Here is a 16,621-nt window from a genome sequence, read left to right on the forward strand (position 1 = left end):
GCGGGAATTTTGACGCGGCGGATGGTCACCCGGCGGGCTGTGCGGCCCAGTTTTCTGTAATCACTACACATTTGCCGCAAACTCTGACACATCTGCATCACACCGGCCGTATCGCGGCCATGCACCGCAAGGAGAGCCCCCTCATGACCACCCGCCTTGACCTGTTCATTGATCGCATGGTGTCCCAGCGTGCCTGTCTGGATCACGCGATTGCACAGACCGCGGACATGAGCGGGCCGGTGTTCGAACTGGGGCTTGGCAACGGGCGCACCTATCACCACATGAAGCACAATATCAGCGGGCGCGACATCTATGTGTTCGAGCGCGCGGTGGCTTCGCACCCCGACAGCACCCCGCCGGAAGAGCTGACGATCCTGGGCGATGTGCGCGAGACCCTTCCGGCCGCGCTGGAGCGGTTCGGCGCCACGGCCAGCCTGATCCATGCGGATCTGGGCGGGCACAACCGCGCGAAAAACGATGCCTTCGCCCGGCTGGTCTCGCCGCTGATCGAACCCTTGCTGGCAGTGGGTGGCCTTATGGTGTCCTCGGACCGGATGTATTTCGAGACCTTGCGCGAAATGCCGCTGCCGGACGGCGCTGTCGAGGGGCGTTGCTTCATCTACCGTCGCGACGCCTGATCTGTCTGCGACGTATCGTCATGCTGGCCTGACGCGATACTCTGCTCCTAGGCTGGGGGGAGAAAAGGGAGGCTGCCATGATTTTCTACGATTGCTCCACCGCGCCCAACCCGCGCCGGGCGCGCATGTTCATTGCCGAAAAGGGGCTGACGCCCGAAACGCATGATGTCTCCATCGCCAAGGGCGAACAGCTGGATGCGGCCTTTCTGGCGGTGAACCCGCGGGCCACGATCCCGGTGCTGATCACCGACGCGGGCACCGCCCTGACCGAGAACCTGGGTATCGCCGCCTATCTGGAGGCCGCCTATCCCGAACCGCCGCTGATGGGGAGAAACGCGGATGAAAAGGGGCTGGTGCTGATGTGGAACTCCATCGTCGAACAGCAGGGCGGCGCGCCGATTGCCGAGGTGCTGCGCAACACCCATCCCGCCTTTGAAAACCGTGCCATTCCCGGCCCCGATCACTACGCCCAGATCCCGGCATTGGCGGAACGCGGGCAGCTGCGCACCGCGCGGTTCTTTGATCTCCTGGAGGAACGACTTCGGGAAAGCCCCTATCTGGCGACCGATCATTTCACCCTGGCGGATATCTCGGCCTTCGTTTTTGTGGACTTTGCCCGCGTGATCAAGATCCGCGTGCCCGAAGCCAACAGCGCGACCCTGGCCTGGCAAGAGGCGATCCGCGAACGTCCCAGCGCGCAGCTGTAGGATCAAGGGGCAAAGTTGCTGCGCGCCGGGGCAAGGGCGTGGTCCGGTCATGTGCCCGTGTATGCAGGTCTCCGGCGTGCGATCCAGGCGTCCAGCCCTTCGTGGATGTCGGTGGTGGCGGCCATGCGGCCGAATTGCTCGCTTTCGATCTCAAGACCTTCTGTGATTGAGGCGTTGATCCCGCGCGTCACTGCCGTGATGATCCGTGCCGCCGCAATTGGCGAATGGCGCAGAATACGGTCCGCCAGATCGAAGGTGGCAGGCATGAGATCCTCATGGGGAACGACACGGTTCACCAAGCCAAGCTCATAGGCGCGCGCGGCGTCGAATTCGTCGCCGGTCAACAGAAGCTCAAGCGCGCGTTTTCGGCCCGCCAACCTGGGGAGCCGCTGTGTCCCGCCAAAGGTCGGCGGAATGCCGATGTTGATTTCCGGCTTGGCAAATCGCGCCCGGTCGGATGCTACGGCCAGGTGAACCGCTTCGGTGATTTCACAGCCACCCCCAAAGGCAATGCCGTTCACTGCCGCGATGATGGGTTTGGGAAAGGCCTCCAGGCGACGTGTCATGGCCTGCCCCCGGCGCACGAAGGCCTTGATCGCCACATCCGGCCCCTCTTTCACGCTTTGCGAAAATTCGTGGATGTCGCCGCCTGCGGAAAACGCGCGATCCCCGGCACCGGTCAAGACAACCAGGCGCAGGCTGGCGTCGTCCTCGATCCGGTTCAGCAGCTCGAGTATCCGGTCGTTGGTCTGGTAGTTCAGCGCGTTCAGCTTTTCCGGCCGATTGAGCGTGAGAATTGCAATCGGTCCCTCGCGTGTCATCAAAACAGTGTCGGTCATCTTCGATACTCCGTCGTTGTGTTGACCCGAGTGTGGGAAGGGGGCAAATTCAAGTAAACTCACTAGGTAGTATACATGGCGAAACCCTCTTCCCTAGAAACCCGGGACCGCATCCTGACGGCGGCGAACAAGCTATTTTACGGCGAAGGAATCCGCGCTGTGAGCGTCGATGCGATTGCCGAAAAGGCCGGGCTGACCAAACGGACGCTCTACTATCATTTCAAAAGCAAGGATGACCTGATCGAGGCCTATCTGATCTCGCGGGACCAGCCCAACCTGGCGGCATTCGCACAATGGTTCGATGAGGCGGAAGGACCGGTCTCCGCAAAGACCCAGGTCATTTTTCAAAGGGTTGCCGAGAATGCGCGCCACCCGAAATGGAAGGGCTGCGGGTTTCTGAGGACCGTCGCGGAGCTGGCAAACATGCCCGGACACCCTGCGGTGGCAGTCGGTGCGCGGCACAAAAAGAAATTCGAACTCTGGCTGGCCGAGGCGTATGCGAAGGCGGGGATTCAGCAGGCACAGGATCTCGCCCGGGCGGTGACCCTGCTGATGGATGGCGCCTTTTCTGCGATGCTGACCCATCGCGATCCGCAATATGCAGAGGATGCAGGGGCTGCGGCTTACCGTCTTGTCGAATTGGCCTGTGCATCGTCTTGAACCCGGGATCGCAGGGCGCCTTGCCTTCCGCCTGAGACAAATAGCGCACCGCTGCCGAATGCGGTGGACATGGCCGGGTACCCGCCGCAGGATATTTGCTGCGCCGCTTGGCGTCTGTGACAAGGTATTCTGCCCATGCCCGCCAAACCGATCCTTCACCGCGACGATCCCACTGCCGCGCCGCTGACCGGGAACGTAAAAGTCACCCGCGCAGATTGGCTGAACGTGGCCATGGATGTGCTGATCAGCGACGGGGTGGAGCGGGTCAAGGTGCTGGCCCTGGCCGAGCGGATGAATGTCTCGCGCTCTTCCTTCTACTGGTACTTCAAGTCGCGTCAGGATCTGCTGGATGCGCTGCTGAAGGAATGGGAGCAGACCAATACCGCCGCCATGGTGGCCCAGGCCGAAGCCACGGCCGAGACGATCACCGGGGCGGTGCTGAATGTCTTTCACTGCATCGAGAACCCGGATCTCTTCAACACGGCGCTGGATTTTGCGGTGCGCGACTGGGCGCGGCGTTCTGGCAAGGTGCGCAGCCTGCTGGACCGCTCGGATGCGCGCCGGGTGGCGGCGCTGACCGACATGTTTGCCCGCTTCGGCTATCCCGAGATGGAGGCGCAGGCACGGGCCAAGGTGCTCTATTACATGCAGCTCGGCTATGACATGGCCGAGCCGAACGAAAGCTACGAATTGCGCATGAAGATGACGCCGGAATACCTGCTGGTGTTTACCGGTAAGGAGGCACAGCCCGAAGAGCTGGAGGCGTTCCGGCGTTACACCCGGGACGTCTGGGATATCTGACCGCGCCTGCAGATGCGGCCAGACCCATCGTTGATGCGCGCGCCCTGCGTTGCGCGGGTGGGATCAGAGCCGTTTCAACCGCGCCTCGGTTTCGGCCCGGAAGCGCTGGGCCGCCTCCAGGCGGACCGGGCCGTAGCCGCGGATTTCCTGTGGGGCCGATAGAATTTCAGCACAGACCTCGTGGGTCGCTGGGCTGTATCCATCTGCGACCTTGTCCAGGGCAGCCTCATACCAGGCCAGAAGGTCGCGGTGCAGGCGGGCTTCTTCGTGATAGCCAAAGGGGTTGAAGGCCGTGCCACGCAGGCCCTTTGCCCTGGCCAGCACTGACAGCGCCGGGCGCAGCCAGGGTCCGAAGGCGCGTTTCTTCGGACGTCCCCGGCTGTCCTTGCTACGCGTCAGCAACGGCGGGGCGAGGTGGTATTTGACCGAGTAGTCACCGTCGAATTCGGCCGCGATCTGATGCTTGAAGGTATCAGAGGTCAAAAGGCGCGCGACCTCGAATTCATCCTTATAGGCCATCAGCTTGAACAGGGATTTCGCTGCGCGTGTCGTCAGGTCGTCCTGCACGTTCGCAGGCAGGGCGCTGCGCAGCCGGTCCAGCGTGGCGCGATAGCGGGCCGCATAATCTGCATCCTGATAGCCGGTCAGGAAGGTGGCGCGGCGGGTGATCATCTGCTCCAGCGTTTCTGCCTGTTCCGGGGCCTCGTCGTAGAACTGGCGCACAAGGCCGGGATCCACAGCCATGGCACGCCCGATGGCAAAGGCCAAGTGGTTCTCGTTGATCGCCACGCCATTGAGTTCGATCGCTTGTGACAGCGCCGCGCCGCTGACTGGCACCAGCCCCTTTTGCCAGGCAAATCCCAGCATCATCACATTGGCCAGCACCGCATCACCCAGCAGCGCCTCTGCCGCCTCATTGGCGTTGAAGCCCGACAGGTTCTCTGCCCCAACCACATTGGCGATCTCCTGCTCGCGCAGGCCCGCCATCAGGTCGGCGTCGCGGCGCAAGACCAGATCACCCGTGGGCATTTCGGCGCGATTCAGCACAACCTTGGTGCCCGGGCGATAATGGGCCGAGGCCTTGGGGGCGGAGGAGACCACCACGTCGCAGCCAATCACCGCATCTGCGGTCCCCTGATCAATGCGCACCTGGTTCAGGGTGTCGGGCGCGTTCGACAGGCGGATATAGCTCAGGACGGTGCCGAACTTTTGTGCAAATCCGGTGAAATCCAGTACGCTGGATCCCTTGCCTTCCAGATGGGCGGCCATGGTGATCAGCGCACCAACGGTCACAACGCCTGTGCCGCCCACCCCGGTGACGAGCAGATCGAACGGCTCGGCGAGGGAGGGAAGGTCCGGGGCGGGCAGGCGGGCCGCCAGCTGGTCTGCGTCGAGACCGGCAGGCTGCTTCTTGCGCCGCTCGCCACCCTCAACGGTGACAAAGCTGGGGCAAAACCCGTTGAGACAGGAGAAGTCCTTGTTGCAGGAGGAGAGGTTGACCTTGCGCTTGCGTCCGAACGGGGTCTCCTTCGGCTCCACGCTGAGGCAGTTGGACTCCACCGAACAATCGCCACAGCCTTCGCAGACCAGATCGTTGATGAAGGCGAACCTCTTCGGGTCCTCCATCTTGCCGCGCTTGCGGCGGCGGCGTTTTTCGGTGGCGCAGGTCTGCTCGTAGATCAGCACGGTGACGCCGGGGATCTCGCGCAGCTCGCGCTGTACCGCGTCCATGTCGCCGCGGTCATGGAAGGAGGTTCCAGCGGGGAAGGTGGCGCGGTTGAACTTGCCAATATCGTCGGAGACCAGCGCGATGCGCTCCACCCCTTCGGCGCGGCAGGTCTGGGCGATGCCTGATACGCTGACCGGCCCGTCCACCGGCTGACCGCCGGTCATGGCGACCGCGTCATTGTAAAGGATCTTGTAGGTGATATTGGTCCTTGCGGCGACCGCTTGCCGGATCGCCAGACTGCCGGAATGATACCAGGTGCCTTCGCCCAGGTTCTGGAACACGTGCTTGTTCCCGTTGAACTGCGAGGCAACCGCCCAGGGCACGCCTTCGCCGCCCATCTGGGCATAGCCTGCGGTGTCGCGGTCCATCCAGCTGGCCATGACGTGACAGCCGATGCCGGAAAACGCCTTGGAGCCTTCGGGCAGCTTGGTCGAGGTGTTGTGCGGGCAACCCGAGCAGAAATAGGGCGTGCGGGTGGCGCCCGGCACGTTGATCAGCTTGGGCGGCTCAGCGGTCAGCGCGGCGGCCTTGGCGGGCAGGTTCTCATCCGGGAAGAAGGCATCAAGTCGCGCCGCCACGATGGGCACCAGTTGCAACGGGCTGAGTTCCCCGGTCCAGGGGATCAGCGGTTCGCCCGCGCTGTCGTATTTGCCGACCATCTGTTTCGGCTTGGCGCCGGGCCAGTCGTAGAAATACTCCTTGAACTGGCTTTCGATGATGCCGCGTTTCTCCTCAACGACCAGCACCTCTTCCTTGCCGTTCACGAAGCGCAGCGCCTCGGGGCGCGCCAGCGGCCAGACAAAGCCGACCTTGTAGATGTCGATCCCCAGCCGACGGCAGGCGGCCTCGTCCAGCCCCAGAAGGCGCAGCGCCTCCATCAGGTCGAGATGCCCCTTGCCGGTGGTCACGAAACCGAACTTGGCGTCCTCAACGTCATAGATGCGGCGGTCGATCGGGTTGGCCTCGGCAAAGGCGCGCACGGCCTTGATCTTGGCATGGATGCGGGTTTCGATCTCGGGCGAGGGCAGGTCGGCACGGCGGATGTGCAGCCCGCCGGGGTACTCGGGCAGCTCGGGGAGGATGAAATCACGATCCGGGCGCAATTCGACCGAGCGCGCGCTTTCGACGGTTTCCGACACCGCCTTGAAGCCGACCCAGGTGCCGGAATAGCGCGACAGGGCAAAGCCGTATTCGCCAAAACTCAGGAATTCGGAAACATCCGCCGGGTTCAGCACCGGCATGAACCAGGCCATGAAGGCCACATCCGACTGGTGCGGCATCGAAGAACTGACGCAGCCGTGGTCATCGCCTGCCACCACCAGCACGCCGCCCTTCTCAGAAGATCCATAGGCGTTGCCGTGCTTCAGCGCATCGCCGGAACGATCCACGCCCGGCCCCTTGCCGTACCACATGGAAAAGACGCCCTCGACCTCGCAGTGAGGGTCAAGGATGGCCTGCTGCGCGCCCAGAACCGCGGTGGCGCCCAGATCCTCGTTCACGGCGGGCATGAACTTGATCTTGGCCTCTTCCATGCGCTTGCGCGAGCGCCAGAATTCCAGGTCGACCGCGCCCAGCGGCGATCCACGGTAGCCCGAAACGAACCCGGCGGTGTTGAGCCCCGCGTCACGATCCCGGCGCGCCTGGTCCAGCATGACGCGTGCAAGTGCCTGGGTGCCGGTGAGGAACACGCGACCCTTGGTCATCTCGTAGCGGTCATCCAGCTGGTAGCTTCGAAATTCGTGGCTCAGCTCGGTCATGGGGTGTCCTCGCGCGGGGGTGTCCTGATCGCGGAAGGATAATCCATCGGGTGCGGAATAATTTGCCGGATCTACTGTCATTTTATGATTTTGTGGATAATTTATCCGTCAATACCACCTATTGTGAGAAGGGGTACCGATTTCATGAAGCTAGACGATCGCGACCGCAGTATCCTGACACTCTTGCAGGAGGATTCCCGGATTTCGAACGCGGACCTGGCCGAGGCCGTGGGCATGTCGCCTTCCGCCCTGTGGCGGCGGGTGCGGAGCTTGGAAGAGGCAGGCGTGATCGAACGCTATGGCGCTGTGGTCAATGCGGGGGCCATGGGGTTGGGGTTCCATGCCATGGTGCATGTGCAACTGACGCGGCATGACCCTGACAAGCTGAAGCAGTTCATTCGCGCGGTGGAGACGAATACGCTGGTACAGGAGTGTTATGCCACCACCGGCCAGTCCGATTATCACCTGCGGGTACTGGCGCCCGATCTTGATGCCTACAACCGGTTCCTGGAAGAGTTCCTGTTCCGACTGCCTGCCGTGGCCAGTGCCCAGACCAATGTGGTCTTGCGCACGATCAAGCGGGACAGGCCGGTGATGTCCTGAGACCCTGCCGTCAGGCGGCGCATTTCACCCAGGCGGCGACCATGGCGATATAGGTGAGCTGGTGCAGTGCCTGATCGGTGCCCACGGCACGCCAGAACACCGCTTGCTGTGGTGTCAGCTGCTTGCTGTCGGAATAGCGCGCCTTGCAGTAGTCGATGTTGAAATGCACCAGCCATTCCAGCGCGCAGATGGTCAGAATGAAGGGCACGGATGCGCCCATTATGACAAAGACGATCACCGACCCCAGCGCATGCACGCCCGCATGCTGGGCGCGGCCGCCGTGGAAATACTCGCCCCGTCCCGACAGCATTTTCGGGGTCTGCAGATAGAAATCCGCAAACATATGCTTCACCTGCATCAGGCAGAGCAGCAGCAGTATCGCTCCGGCGAGGTCCGGCAAGGCAATCCCCTATCGTGGCTTACACCCCGGAACCTTACGTGTTTTTCGCGCCATGGCAAATGCCGCGTCCATTGCTGCCGTTAGGGCAGGTTGAAGGCGCGCATGATGTTCTTGCCATTGCCTGCCATGGGCAAACCGCGCTAGGCATGAAGATATCGAATTTCAGACGCCAAGCCGGAGCTCACTCATAGAACGTTCCCTGTTCCGCTTTATCTGGAAGTACTCCAAACGTGATCAGCTTGTTCTTCTGGTGGTCACGGCTTGTCTGTTTCCGCTGCTGTATCTGACGCTGGAATTGCCCAAGCGGATCATCAACGATGCCATCGGTGCCCAGACCGAGATCATTGATGTGTTTGGCTATTCGGTGGATCAGCTGACCTTCCTGTGGCTGCTCTGCGGGGCATTCCTGATTTCGGTGCTGGCGCATGGGTTGATGAAGATGCGCATCAACACCATGAAGGGCATTCTGGCCGAACGGATGCTGCGCCGGTTTCGCTACCAGCTGATTGCCCGCGTGTTGCGGTTTCCCCAGCCCTATTTCGAGCGGGTCAGCCAGGGTGAGCTGGTCTCGATGGTGACCTCCGAGTCCGAGCCGATGGGCGGCTTGATGGGGGATGCGGTCAGCCAGCCGGTGCTGCAGGCCGGGCAGATGCTGACCATCCTCTATTTCCTGTTCATGCAAAGCCTCTGGTTCGGGCTGGCGGCGATTGCCCTGATCCCGCTTCAGGGCTGGCTCATCCCGATGCTGCAGCGCCGGATCAACCTCTTGAACAAGGACCGCATCAAAGAGGTTCGCGCGCTGGCGTCAGAGATCGGGGAAAGCGCCGCCGGCGCCGCCACCCTGCGCATCAATGGTGGCTGGCGCTACCGGATGGCGGTGATCACGGACCGGCTGGGGCGGCTTTACGATATCCGCTTCGATATCTACCAGAAGAAGTTCTTCATGAAGTTTCTCAACAACTTCATCACCCAGCTGACGCCTTTCTTCTTCTACGCCGTGGGCGGTTTCCTGGTGCTGCAGGGCAAAGTCTCGCTGGGGGCGCTGGTGGCGGCACTGGCGGCCTATAAGGACATCGCCTCGCCTTGGAAGGAACTGCTGGACTATTACAACCAGACCCAGGACATGTCTCTGCGCTGGGAGGTGATCCTGGAGCGTTTCGCGCCTGCGGGCATGGTGGATGAGGCGCTGATGACCGGAGAGCCGGAGGAAATCCCGCGCCTTGAAGGGGACATCGCCCTGAACCAGGTCAGCGTGCGCGATGCCGATGGCAATCTGGTGCTGGAGGATCTGAGCGCAACCCTACCGGCGGGGCAGGTCATCGGCATTGCCGCCCCCTCCGAAGAGGACCGCCGCGCCCTTGCCGAACTGCTGACGCGCGAGGTTTTGCCGGCTTCGGGCAGTGTCACCGTTGCGGGGCATGACCTGCGCAACATGCATCAGGCCATCGTTGCCTCGCGCATCGGTCATGCGACCTCGCGGCCGGTGCTGTTCCGGGGTTCCTTCGGGGATAACGTGATGATGCCGATGCGCCAGCGTCCGCAGGGCGAAGCGCGGGACATGCTACAGTTCAATGCCGCCCTGCGGGCGGGTAACAGTTCCGATCCCTACGATGCGGCCTGGCTGGATCCGTCCCTTGCGGGATTTTCCACCGAGGAGGAACTGCGCGATTGGTGGGTGCAGCTGGTGGCCGGTATCGGCACGGATACGGCGCTGTTTAGGCGCGGCATGGATCAGAAGTTCGACAGCCGTGCCCATCCCCGGCTGAGCGCAAGCCTGATTGCCCTGCGCCCCAAGGTGCAGGCGGCGGTGGAGGCGGCGGGGCTGGCGATTCAGGCACATATCTTCCGTCCCGATGCCTACAACCCGGCGCTGCCGGTGGCTGAAAACTTGCTCTATGCCACCCTGCGCGAGCCGATCACCGAACAGGTGCTGAAGCGGCATGTGAACTTCCTGGACCGTTTGCAGGAGCTGCGGCTGGACCGGGACCTGGTGGTTCTGACGCAGGATGTCGTCGATATGCTGCGCCAGATCTTCGGGATCGATGGCACCGGCCATCCGCTGTTCCGCAAGCTGGGGTTGGAGCCCTCTGCCTATGAAGCGGCCCTGTCGCTGGTCGACAAGACCCGCAGCAAGGGTGCGCATGCGCTGGAGCGTGACGAGCTGGCGCAGATGCTGATCGTTCCCTTCAGCATCTCGGCCGAGCAGATCGGGCCTGCCTTCAGCGACGCCATGAAAGAGCGCATCCTGGAGTTCCGCCGCAGCCATGCCGGGGAATTGCTGGAGACGCTGGAGGATATCTTTGTTCCCTTGGCTCCTGATGCCATTGCTCCCGGCCTGACGGTTCTGGAAAACGCCCTGTTCGGCAAGATCTCCGACAGTTCCGGCGCTCGCGGGGATGAGCTGCGCAAGCTGGTTTCGGATGTTCTGGTCGAGAATGGCGCCCGCGACATGGTGGTCGAACTGATCTTCGATCTCCCCGTCGCGCTGGGCGGTCAGGGGCTGCCTGCCAGTTTTGCGGAACCCTTGGCCTTTGCCCGTGCCACGATCAAGCGGCCGGATATCCTGATCATGGATTCCGCGCTCGCCAGCTATGACCTGGAGACTCGCGTGTCGGTCCACAAGAACCTGCGCAGGTTGCTGCCACAGACGACGCTGGTTTATCTCGACAGCGATTTTGAGCGCTCCGAGGTTTTTGATGTCTACTACCAGCTGCGCCAGGGGCGATTGGTCACCGATCAGATGCAGGAGGCGGCCGTGACAGACAGTGCGGCGAGCCAGGATCTGGCGCGCAAGCTGCGCGCCCTGGAGCAATCCGAACTGTTCTCGAGCCTCAATCGGAGGCAATTGCGACTGCTGGCATTCGGGGCGCGCTGGTATGAGGCCAAGGCGGGCGATGTGGTCTTCCTGAAGGACGATGATGCCAGCGATGGCGCCTATATGATCACCGAAGGCGAAGCAGGCTTGTTCCTGCCACAGGAGGGGCAGCAGGACCGGTTGATCGCCAGGGTTGGCCCGGGGCGTCTTGTTGGGGAGTTGGGACTTATCCGCAAGGAACCGCGGGCGCTCAGCATGGTGGCAGAGACCAACCTCACCTGCCTGCGCATCGGCGAGGAGGAATTCCTCGCGGTGGTGGAGAACGATGCGGCGACCGCCTTCAAATTGCTGCAGGTGGTGGCGGGTTACGTGTCGAGCTAGGTTGCCAAAGCTGATAGAGCAGCGAGAGAACACTCACAGATGGAATGGGGGAGAAACAGGTATGAAACTGTTGCGATACCGGGTGGGCACAGAGGTGCGCCCGGGCATGATGGATGCGGATGGCGTGGTACGTGATCTGTCGGGGCAGGTGGCGGATATCACCGGCGCCATGTTGGGGGACACGGAACTGGCGCGGCTTGCGGCGCTGGACCCGGCCTCTTTGCCCGCGGTCGAGGGGGACGTGGATATCGCTCCCTGTGTTGGCGATGTGGGCAAGTTTCTCTGCATCGGGCTCAATTACTCCGACCACGCCGAAGAGGCGGGCATGGCAATCCCCGAGCATCCGATCCTGTTCATGAAGGCGACCTCGGCCATTGTCGGCGCCAATGACGACGTGGTGCTGCCGCGCGGCTCGGTTGCGGGCGATTGGGAGGTCGAACTGGGCGTGGTGATCGGCAAGACCGCGAAATACGTCAGCGAGGAAGAGGCGCTGGATCACGTGGCGGGCTATTGCGTGGTCAACGATGTTTCCGAGCGGGATTTCCAGATCAAGCTGACCGGCCAGTGGACCAAGGGCAAGAGCTGCGACACCTTTGGCCCCATCGGCCCCTGGCTGGTGACCCGGGACGAGGTGGCCGATCCGCAGAACCTTGCGCTCAGCTGCGATGTGAACGGAAAGCGCATGCAGACGGGCACCACCGGCAAGATGATCTTCTCCGTGGCCGAGATCATTTCCCACCTCAGTCAGCTGATGACCCTGCACCCGGGCGATGTGATTGCCACTGGCACACCGCCGGGCGTCGGCATGGGGATCAAGCCCGATCCCGTCTACCTCAAGCCCGGCGATGTGATGGAGCTGGAGATCGAAGGTCTGGGCCGTCAGCGTCAGAGCGTGCGCAGCGATAGCTGATTCACAGTGACGCCACTCAAACGGCGGGCGGGGCTCTCCCGCCCGTCTCGGGGCATTCAAAGAATACCCCTTGCCGGTTGGGCGTGGCGCGGCGAAGCCGCGCCACGCCCAAGGCTGCTTTCGGGGATTTGCCGTAGGCAAAGGACCGGACAGGCGCGGGAGCGCCCCCACCTGCATAGGGCCGGAGCTGACCGCCGGGCCAAGTCCGGATCAACAAGGGATTGGCTGGATCTAGGCCGGGCCGCAGAACTGGCGGTAGAGGAGAGAGATGACCTCTTCGGTGTTGCGGTCTTTCAGCGAGTAAAAGATCGTCTTTCCCTCACGGCGGGTTGCCACCAGACCTTCGTCGCGCAGACGGGCCAGCATCTGACTTACAGCTGCTTGCCGCATCCCCAGCAGCGCCTCCAATTCGCCGACAGATTTCTCTCCGGTGCCAAGATGGCACAGGATCATCAGCCGCCCCTCATGCGCCAGGGTCTTGAGGAAGGCAGCCGCCTCGGTCGCGCGCTGCGCCATGTCGACGGGCGCATCCGGGGAAATCGTATCAGGGGTTTGAATCGTCACGTGTCCAGAATCCTGCGGTGGAGCTTGCAAGAGGGATAAATCTTGCGCCACATACTGCACCAGATTGCCCCGGCAGCACAAGTCACGCGGCCATTGGTCTCACTCTGTCAGCGGAGGTGCGCCTCCGGCAAAGGCATTGCCGTTCACATAATCGCAGGGGGCCTCCTGCATGTTGAGGTGCAGATCGTCGCCCGTAAACGGATGTGCGCGGGCAAGAGCCTCGTCCACCTCGATGCCAAGACCGGGGGCCTCGGGCGGGGTGATAAAGCCCTCCTCGACCCGGATGGCGCCCTTGATCAGCGCGTCATGGAAGGGCGTTTCGATGCTTTCAGCCATCAGGATATTGGGGATCGAGGCCGCCAGATGAATGTTCGCTGCCCATTCCACCGGGCCTGCATACAGATGCGGCGCCATCTGCGCGTTATAGACCTCGGCCATGGCGGCGATCTTCTTGGCCTCCCAGATGCCGCCGACGCGCCCCAGCGCCGGTTGCAGGATGCTGGCAGCCCCTTCCCGCAGGATCGGAGCGAACTCGGCCTTGGTGGTCAGCCTCTCGCCGGTGGCGACCGGCACGGGTTGTCCCGAGGCGACGCGCGCCATCTGGCCTACGGAATCTGGGGGGACCGGCTCTTCGAACCACAGGGGCTGGTAGGGGGCGATGGCCTGACCCAGGCGGATGGCGCCGGCCGTGGTGAACTGCCCGTGGGTGCCGAATAGAAGATCGGCGCGATCCCCGACCGCTTCGCGGATGGCCTCGCAGAAGGCAACGGACTGGCTGATGTCACTCATCGCAGGCATGTGGCCGCCGCGCAGCGTATAGGGGCCGGCGGGGTCGAATTTCACTGCCGTGTAGCCTTGGCGGACCATTTCGGCCGCACTTTCGGCGGCCATCTCGGGCGAGACCCAGAAGGCGGAGATCTCGTGCTGGGGCAGTGGATAGAGATAGGTATAGGCGCGGATGCGATCATTCATCCGCCCGCCAATGAGCGCATGCACCGGGCGGTCGCGGTGCTTGCCGAGGATATCCCAGCAGGCGATCTCAAGCCCCGAAAAGGCGCCCATCACCGTCAGGTCGGGCCGCTGGGTAAAGCCGGAGGAATAGGCGCGGCGGAACATCAGCTCGATGTTTTCGGGGTTCTCCCCCTCCATGTGGCGCGCAAAGACATCGCGGATCACGTGGGTCATGGCCTCGGGTCCGACCGAGGCCGCGTAGCATTCGCCCCAGCCGGTGATGCCGGTGTCGGTGGTCACTTTCACCAGGATCCAGTAGCGCCCGCCCCATCCCGGTGCGGGCGGGGCGGTCACGATGATGTCGAGGTCCTGCAGCTTCATCGGCGTCTCCTTGCGGATGGCGGTCTATCGGCTGCGGACAGCCTCTTAACGGTTGAACAGGATCACGTTGCGCCGCGCCGAGCCGGTCTTGGTGTCGGCAATCGCCTCGTTGATCTGATCAAGGCTCCAGCGACCGGAGATCAGTTCGTCCAGCTTCAGGCGCCCCTGTTGATAAAGATCGATCATCCAGGGAATATCGCGCTGGATCACGACATCTCCCATCTTGGAGCCGACAAGCCCCTGACCGATGGCGGCCATGACGACGGGTTCATATTCCGCCTTGGCGCCGGAATGGGGCATGCCGATCATCACCGCCTTGCCGCCCCGGCCCAGGTAACGCACCGCTTGCTCATAGGCGGGAATGGCGCCCACGGTGACCAGAACCGCATCGGCGCCCCGCCCACCCAGCGCCTTGTAGGAGGCGCGCCAGGGCGATTTCTCGGTGCCGAGAACGCCATGGGTGGCGCCGAATTCCTTGGCAACCTCCAGCTTTTCCTCGCTCATGTCGACAGCAACGATGCGGCGGGCACCGGCGATACGCGCGCCCTGGATGGCGTTGAGACCGACGCCGCCCGCGCCGATCACGACGACATCCTGCCCGGCCCGCAGACCCGCGGCATTGACGGCAGCGCCCACGCCGGTGATCACACCGCAGGAGATCAGCGAAGCGACATCCTTGGCCATGGTTTCCGGGATTTTCACGATCTGGCGCTGATCCACCACAACCTTTTCGGCAAAGGCGCCGCAGGCCATGGCCTGTTCCAGCGGGCCGCCGTCGGCGGTGGTCAGCGGGCCGTTCTTCACCCCATCATAGGGGGTTTCGCAGATCGTCGGCTTGCCGCCCGCGCAGCTGGGGCAGGTGCCGCAGGAGCGGATCAGGGTGACGACAACGCTGTCGCCTGCCGCAAAGCCGTTCACGCCGACGCCGACCTTAGTGATGGTGCCTGCTGCCTCGTGGCCATAGACGGCCGGCAGGTGCCCGCCCCAGGCGCCTTCGGCATAGGAGATGTCGCTGTGGCAGATCGCGACCGCATCCAGGGTCACCTCGACTTCGCCCATGCGCGGGTCGGCGATCTGGATGTCTTCGATGACGAGCGGTTGACCGAATTCACGACAGACGGCGGCTTTGATGGTTTGCATGGCTGTTTCTCCCGGTTGCCAGGCGCGTTTGCCGCACGGTGGCGTGGTCTGGACCATGCTGCAAGTGGGAAATTGTCAAATCGTAATGTGGAAGACAGTTTTACGTAGCGGAATTGCTTTACCCGGCGGAATTGCCCAGTGTCTCGGAACGGGTGGTGCGCAGAAAGACAACACATCCGGCGATCATCAGCACCAGCGCCACCAGGAAGGGCGCGCCGGGCATGTAGATCGCAGCGCCCTCGCGCGTGAAATGGGCAAAGGTTGCGGTCATCATCAGCGGGGAAATGATCATCGACAGCGCGTGCACCGCCGTCATCACACCCTGCAGCTCACCTTGCTGATTGTCCGCGACCCGGCGGGACATGATTCCCTGCAATGCGGGTTGAACCAATGCCCCCAGGGCGGAAATGGGGATCAGCGCCAGGGCGAGGCTACCACTGGCGATAAAGGCGAGCACACCGAAGGCGATGAAATCGAACACCTGTCCCCAAAGGACCGAGCCGCGCTCTCCGACCCAGCGGACGCTGTGGCGCAGCAGCCAGCCCTGCACCAGCGCCATGCAGATGCCGTAAATCCCCAGCGACAGGCCGATCACCTGCGGCTGCCAGCCGAACCGCTCGGCGGTGAAATAGGACCAGATCGCCGGATAGACGTATATCGCCACCGAATAGAGGAAATAGACCCACAGAAGCGGCGTGATGCCCGGAATGCGCGCCATGGCGCGAAAAGCGCCAAAGGGATTGGCTCGGCGCCAGTCAAAGGCGCGGCGGGTCTTGTCGGTGACTGTCTCGCGCATCACGAACCAGCCGAGGGCAAAGTTCAGCGCCGCAAGCGCTGCAGCGGCATAGAATGGCGCCCGGGTGCCCATCTCTCCCAAGAGGCCGCCCACCAACGGGCCAAGCACAAAACCGGCACCAAAGGCCGCGCCCAGAAGACCAAAATTCGCGGCCTTTTCCTGCGGTTTCGAGATATCGGCGATATAGGCGCCCGCGGTGGAATGGGTCGCGGCGGTGATGCCGCCCACGATGCGGCCCGCCAGCAACAGCCAGAGCGAACCGGCCAGCGCCATCACCAGATAGTCCAGCGCCATGACAAACAGCGAGACCAGCAGAACCGGGCGCCGCCCGATCGCGTCGGAAAGGGAGCCCAGAACCGGGCTGAACAGGAACTGCATCACCGCAAAGGCGGTGCTGAGGATGCCGCCCCAGATCGCCGCATCGGCCAGCGAGCCGCCCTGCACCTCGACGATCAGGCTGGGCATGATCGGCATGATGAGACCGATGCCCATGGCGTCGATCATCACCGTGGTCAGCACAAAGACCAGCGGCAGGCGCATCAGAAGCCA

At 63.0% G+C, this 16,621-nt stretch carries 14 protein-coding genes; 7 read left to right on the top strand and 7 right to left on the bottom strand.

The window, feature by feature from the left end:
- Window positions 1–143: 143 nt before the first annotated feature.
- Together PXK07_RS08715 and PXK07_RS08720 are read left to right on the top strand one after the other, a co-directional pair.
- The gene (locus tag PXK07_RS08715) at window positions 144–638 is read left to right on the top strand and encodes a class I SAM-dependent methyltransferase (protein ID WP_274847834.1); all 495 of its coding nucleotides are present in this window, start codon (window positions 144–146) and stop codon (window positions 636–638) included.
- A 77-nt stretch (window positions 639–715) separates the two neighbouring features.
- Window positions 716–1,345, top strand: coding sequence for a glutathione S-transferase family protein (locus PXK07_RS08720; protein WP_274847835.1), 630 nt, complete (start codon window positions 716–718; stop codon window positions 1,343–1,345).
- A 47-nt stretch (window positions 1,346–1,392) separates the two neighbouring features.
- Here PXK07_RS08720 and PXK07_RS08725 read toward each other — a convergent pair whose 3' ends face one another.
- On the bottom strand, window positions 1,393–2,184 hold the full coding sequence (locus PXK07_RS08725) for a crotonase/enoyl-CoA hydratase family protein (protein ID WP_274847836.1): 792 nt from the start codon (window positions 2,182–2,184) through the stop codon (window positions 1,393–1,395).
- Window positions 2,185–2,259: 75 nt separating this feature from the next.
- Here PXK07_RS08725 and PXK07_RS08730 point away from each other — a divergent pair, with 75 nt between their 5' ends.
- Window positions 2,260–2,844, top strand: a complete 585-nt coding sequence (locus PXK07_RS08730; RefSeq protein ID WP_274847837.1) for a TetR/AcrR family transcriptional regulator — start codon at window positions 2,260–2,262, stop codon at window positions 2,842–2,844.
- Window positions 2,845–2,979: 135 nt separating this feature from the next.
- A complete protein-coding gene (locus PXK07_RS08735) occupies window positions 2,980–3,645 on the top strand; it encodes a TetR/AcrR family transcriptional regulator (RefSeq protein ID WP_274847838.1) in 666 nt (221 codons plus the stop codon).
- A 63-nt stretch (window positions 3,646–3,708) separates the two neighbouring features.
- On the opposite strand, the gene PXK07_RS08740 is transcribed toward PXK07_RS08735, so the two are convergent.
- Window positions 3,709–7,131, bottom strand: coding sequence for an indolepyruvate ferredoxin oxidoreductase family protein (locus PXK07_RS08740; protein WP_274847839.1), 3,423 nt, complete (start codon window positions 7,129–7,131; stop codon window positions 3,709–3,711).
- Window positions 7,132–7,275: 144 nt separating this feature from the next.
- Between PXK07_RS08740 and PXK07_RS08745 the strand changes: the two genes are divergently transcribed.
- On the top strand, window positions 7,276–7,734 hold the full coding sequence (locus tag PXK07_RS08745) for an Lrp/AsnC family transcriptional regulator (protein ID WP_274847840.1): 459 nt from the start codon (window positions 7,276–7,278) through the stop codon (window positions 7,732–7,734).
- Between the two features lie 10 nt (window positions 7,735–7,744).
- On the opposite strand, the gene PXK07_RS08750 is transcribed toward PXK07_RS08745, so the two are convergent.
- Complete coding sequence (locus PXK07_RS08750; protein WP_274847841.1) at window positions 7,745–8,134, bottom strand: DUF3307 domain-containing protein; 390 nt, start codon at window positions 8,132–8,134, stop codon at window positions 7,745–7,747.
- Between the two features lie 199 nt (window positions 8,135–8,333).
- On the opposite strand from PXK07_RS08750, the gene PXK07_RS08755 reads away from it, so the two are divergent.
- Both PXK07_RS08755 and PXK07_RS08760 read left to right on the top strand, forming a co-directional pair.
- On the top strand, window positions 8,334–11,330 hold the full coding sequence (locus PXK07_RS08755) for an ABC transporter transmembrane domain-containing protein (RefSeq protein ID WP_446728363.1): 2,997 nt from the start codon (window positions 8,334–8,336) through the stop codon (window positions 11,328–11,330).
- Between the two features lie 61 nt (window positions 11,331–11,391).
- The gene (locus PXK07_RS08760) at window positions 11,392–12,240 is read left to right on the top strand and encodes a fumarylacetoacetate hydrolase family protein (protein WP_274847842.1); all 849 of its coding nucleotides are present in this window, start codon (window positions 11,392–11,394) and stop codon (window positions 12,238–12,240) included.
- A gap of 231 nt (window positions 12,241–12,471) precedes the next feature.
- Here PXK07_RS08760 and PXK07_RS08765 read toward each other — a convergent pair whose 3' ends face one another.
- The 4 genes from PXK07_RS08765 to PXK07_RS08780 form a co-directional block, all read right to left on the bottom strand.
- Entirely contained in the window at window positions 12,472–12,756 is a 285-nt protein-coding gene (locus tag PXK07_RS08765) for an ArsR/SmtB family transcription factor (protein WP_274847867.1), read from the bottom strand.
- 147 nt (window positions 12,757–12,903) lie between these two features.
- Entirely contained in the window at window positions 12,904–14,136 is a 1,233-nt protein-coding gene (locus tag PXK07_RS08770; protein WP_274847844.1) for a mandelate racemase/muconate lactonizing enzyme family protein, read from the bottom strand.
- Window positions 14,137–14,181: 45 nt separating this feature from the next.
- Complete coding sequence (locus PXK07_RS08775) at window positions 14,182–15,276, bottom strand: Zn-dependent alcohol dehydrogenase (RefSeq protein ID WP_274847845.1); 1,095 nt, start codon at window positions 15,274–15,276, stop codon at window positions 14,182–14,184.
- A gap of 118 nt (window positions 15,277–15,394) precedes the next feature.
- Window positions 15,395–16,612, bottom strand: a complete 1,218-nt coding sequence (locus tag PXK07_RS08780) for a TCR/Tet family MFS transporter (RefSeq protein ID WP_274847846.1) — start codon at window positions 16,610–16,612, stop codon at window positions 15,395–15,397.
- Between the last annotated feature and the right edge of the window lie 9 nt (window positions 16,613–16,621).

Source organism: Phaeobacter sp. QD34_24, assembly GCF_028890115.1.
GTDB lineage: Bacteria > Pseudomonadota > Alphaproteobacteria > Rhodobacterales > Rhodobacteraceae > Phycobacter.

Bases quoted from the DNA above. Each gene is read 5' to 3' on its own strand.
- PXK07_RS08715 (WP_274847834.1), top strand. From the start codon at position 144: ATGACCACCCGCCTTGACCTGTTCATTGATCGCATGGTGTCCCAGCGT.
- PXK07_RS08720 (WP_274847835.1), top strand. From the start codon at position 716: ATGATTTTCTACGATTGCTCCACCGCGCCCAACCCGCGCCGGGCGCGC.
- PXK07_RS08725 (WP_274847836.1), bottom strand. From the start codon at position 2,184: ATGACCGACACTGTTTTGATGACACGCGAGGGACCGATTGCAATTCTC.
- PXK07_RS08730 (WP_274847837.1), top strand. From the start codon at position 2,260: ATGGCGAAACCCTCTTCCCTAGAAACCCGGGACCGCATCCTGACGGCG.
- PXK07_RS08735 (WP_274847838.1), top strand. From the start codon at position 2,980: ATGCCCGCCAAACCGATCCTTCACCGCGACGATCCCACTGCCGCGCCG.
- PXK07_RS08740 (WP_274847839.1), bottom strand. From the start codon at position 7,131: ATGACCGAGCTGAGCCACGAATTTCGAAGCTACCAGCTGGATGACCGC.
- PXK07_RS08745 (WP_274847840.1), top strand. From the start codon at position 7,276: ATGAAGCTAGACGATCGCGACCGCAGTATCCTGACACTCTTGCAGGAG.
- PXK07_RS08760 (WP_274847842.1), top strand. From the start codon at position 11,392: ATGAAACTGTTGCGATACCGGGTGGGCACAGAGGTGCGCCCGGGCATG.
- PXK07_RS08765 (WP_274847867.1), bottom strand. From the start codon at position 12,756: ATGGCGCAGCGCGCGACCGAGGCGGCTGCCTTCCTCAAGACCCTGGCG.
- PXK07_RS08770 (WP_274847844.1), bottom strand. From the start codon at position 14,136: ATGAAGCTGCAGGACCTCGACATCATCGTGACCGCCCCGCCCGCACCG.
- PXK07_RS08775 (WP_274847845.1), bottom strand. From the start codon at position 15,276: ATGCAAACCATCAAAGCCGCCGTCTGTCGTGAATTCGGTCAACCGCTC.
- PXK07_RS08780 (WP_274847846.1), bottom strand. From the start codon at position 16,612: ATGCGCCTGCCGCTGGTCTTTGTGCTGACCACGGTGATGATCGACGCC.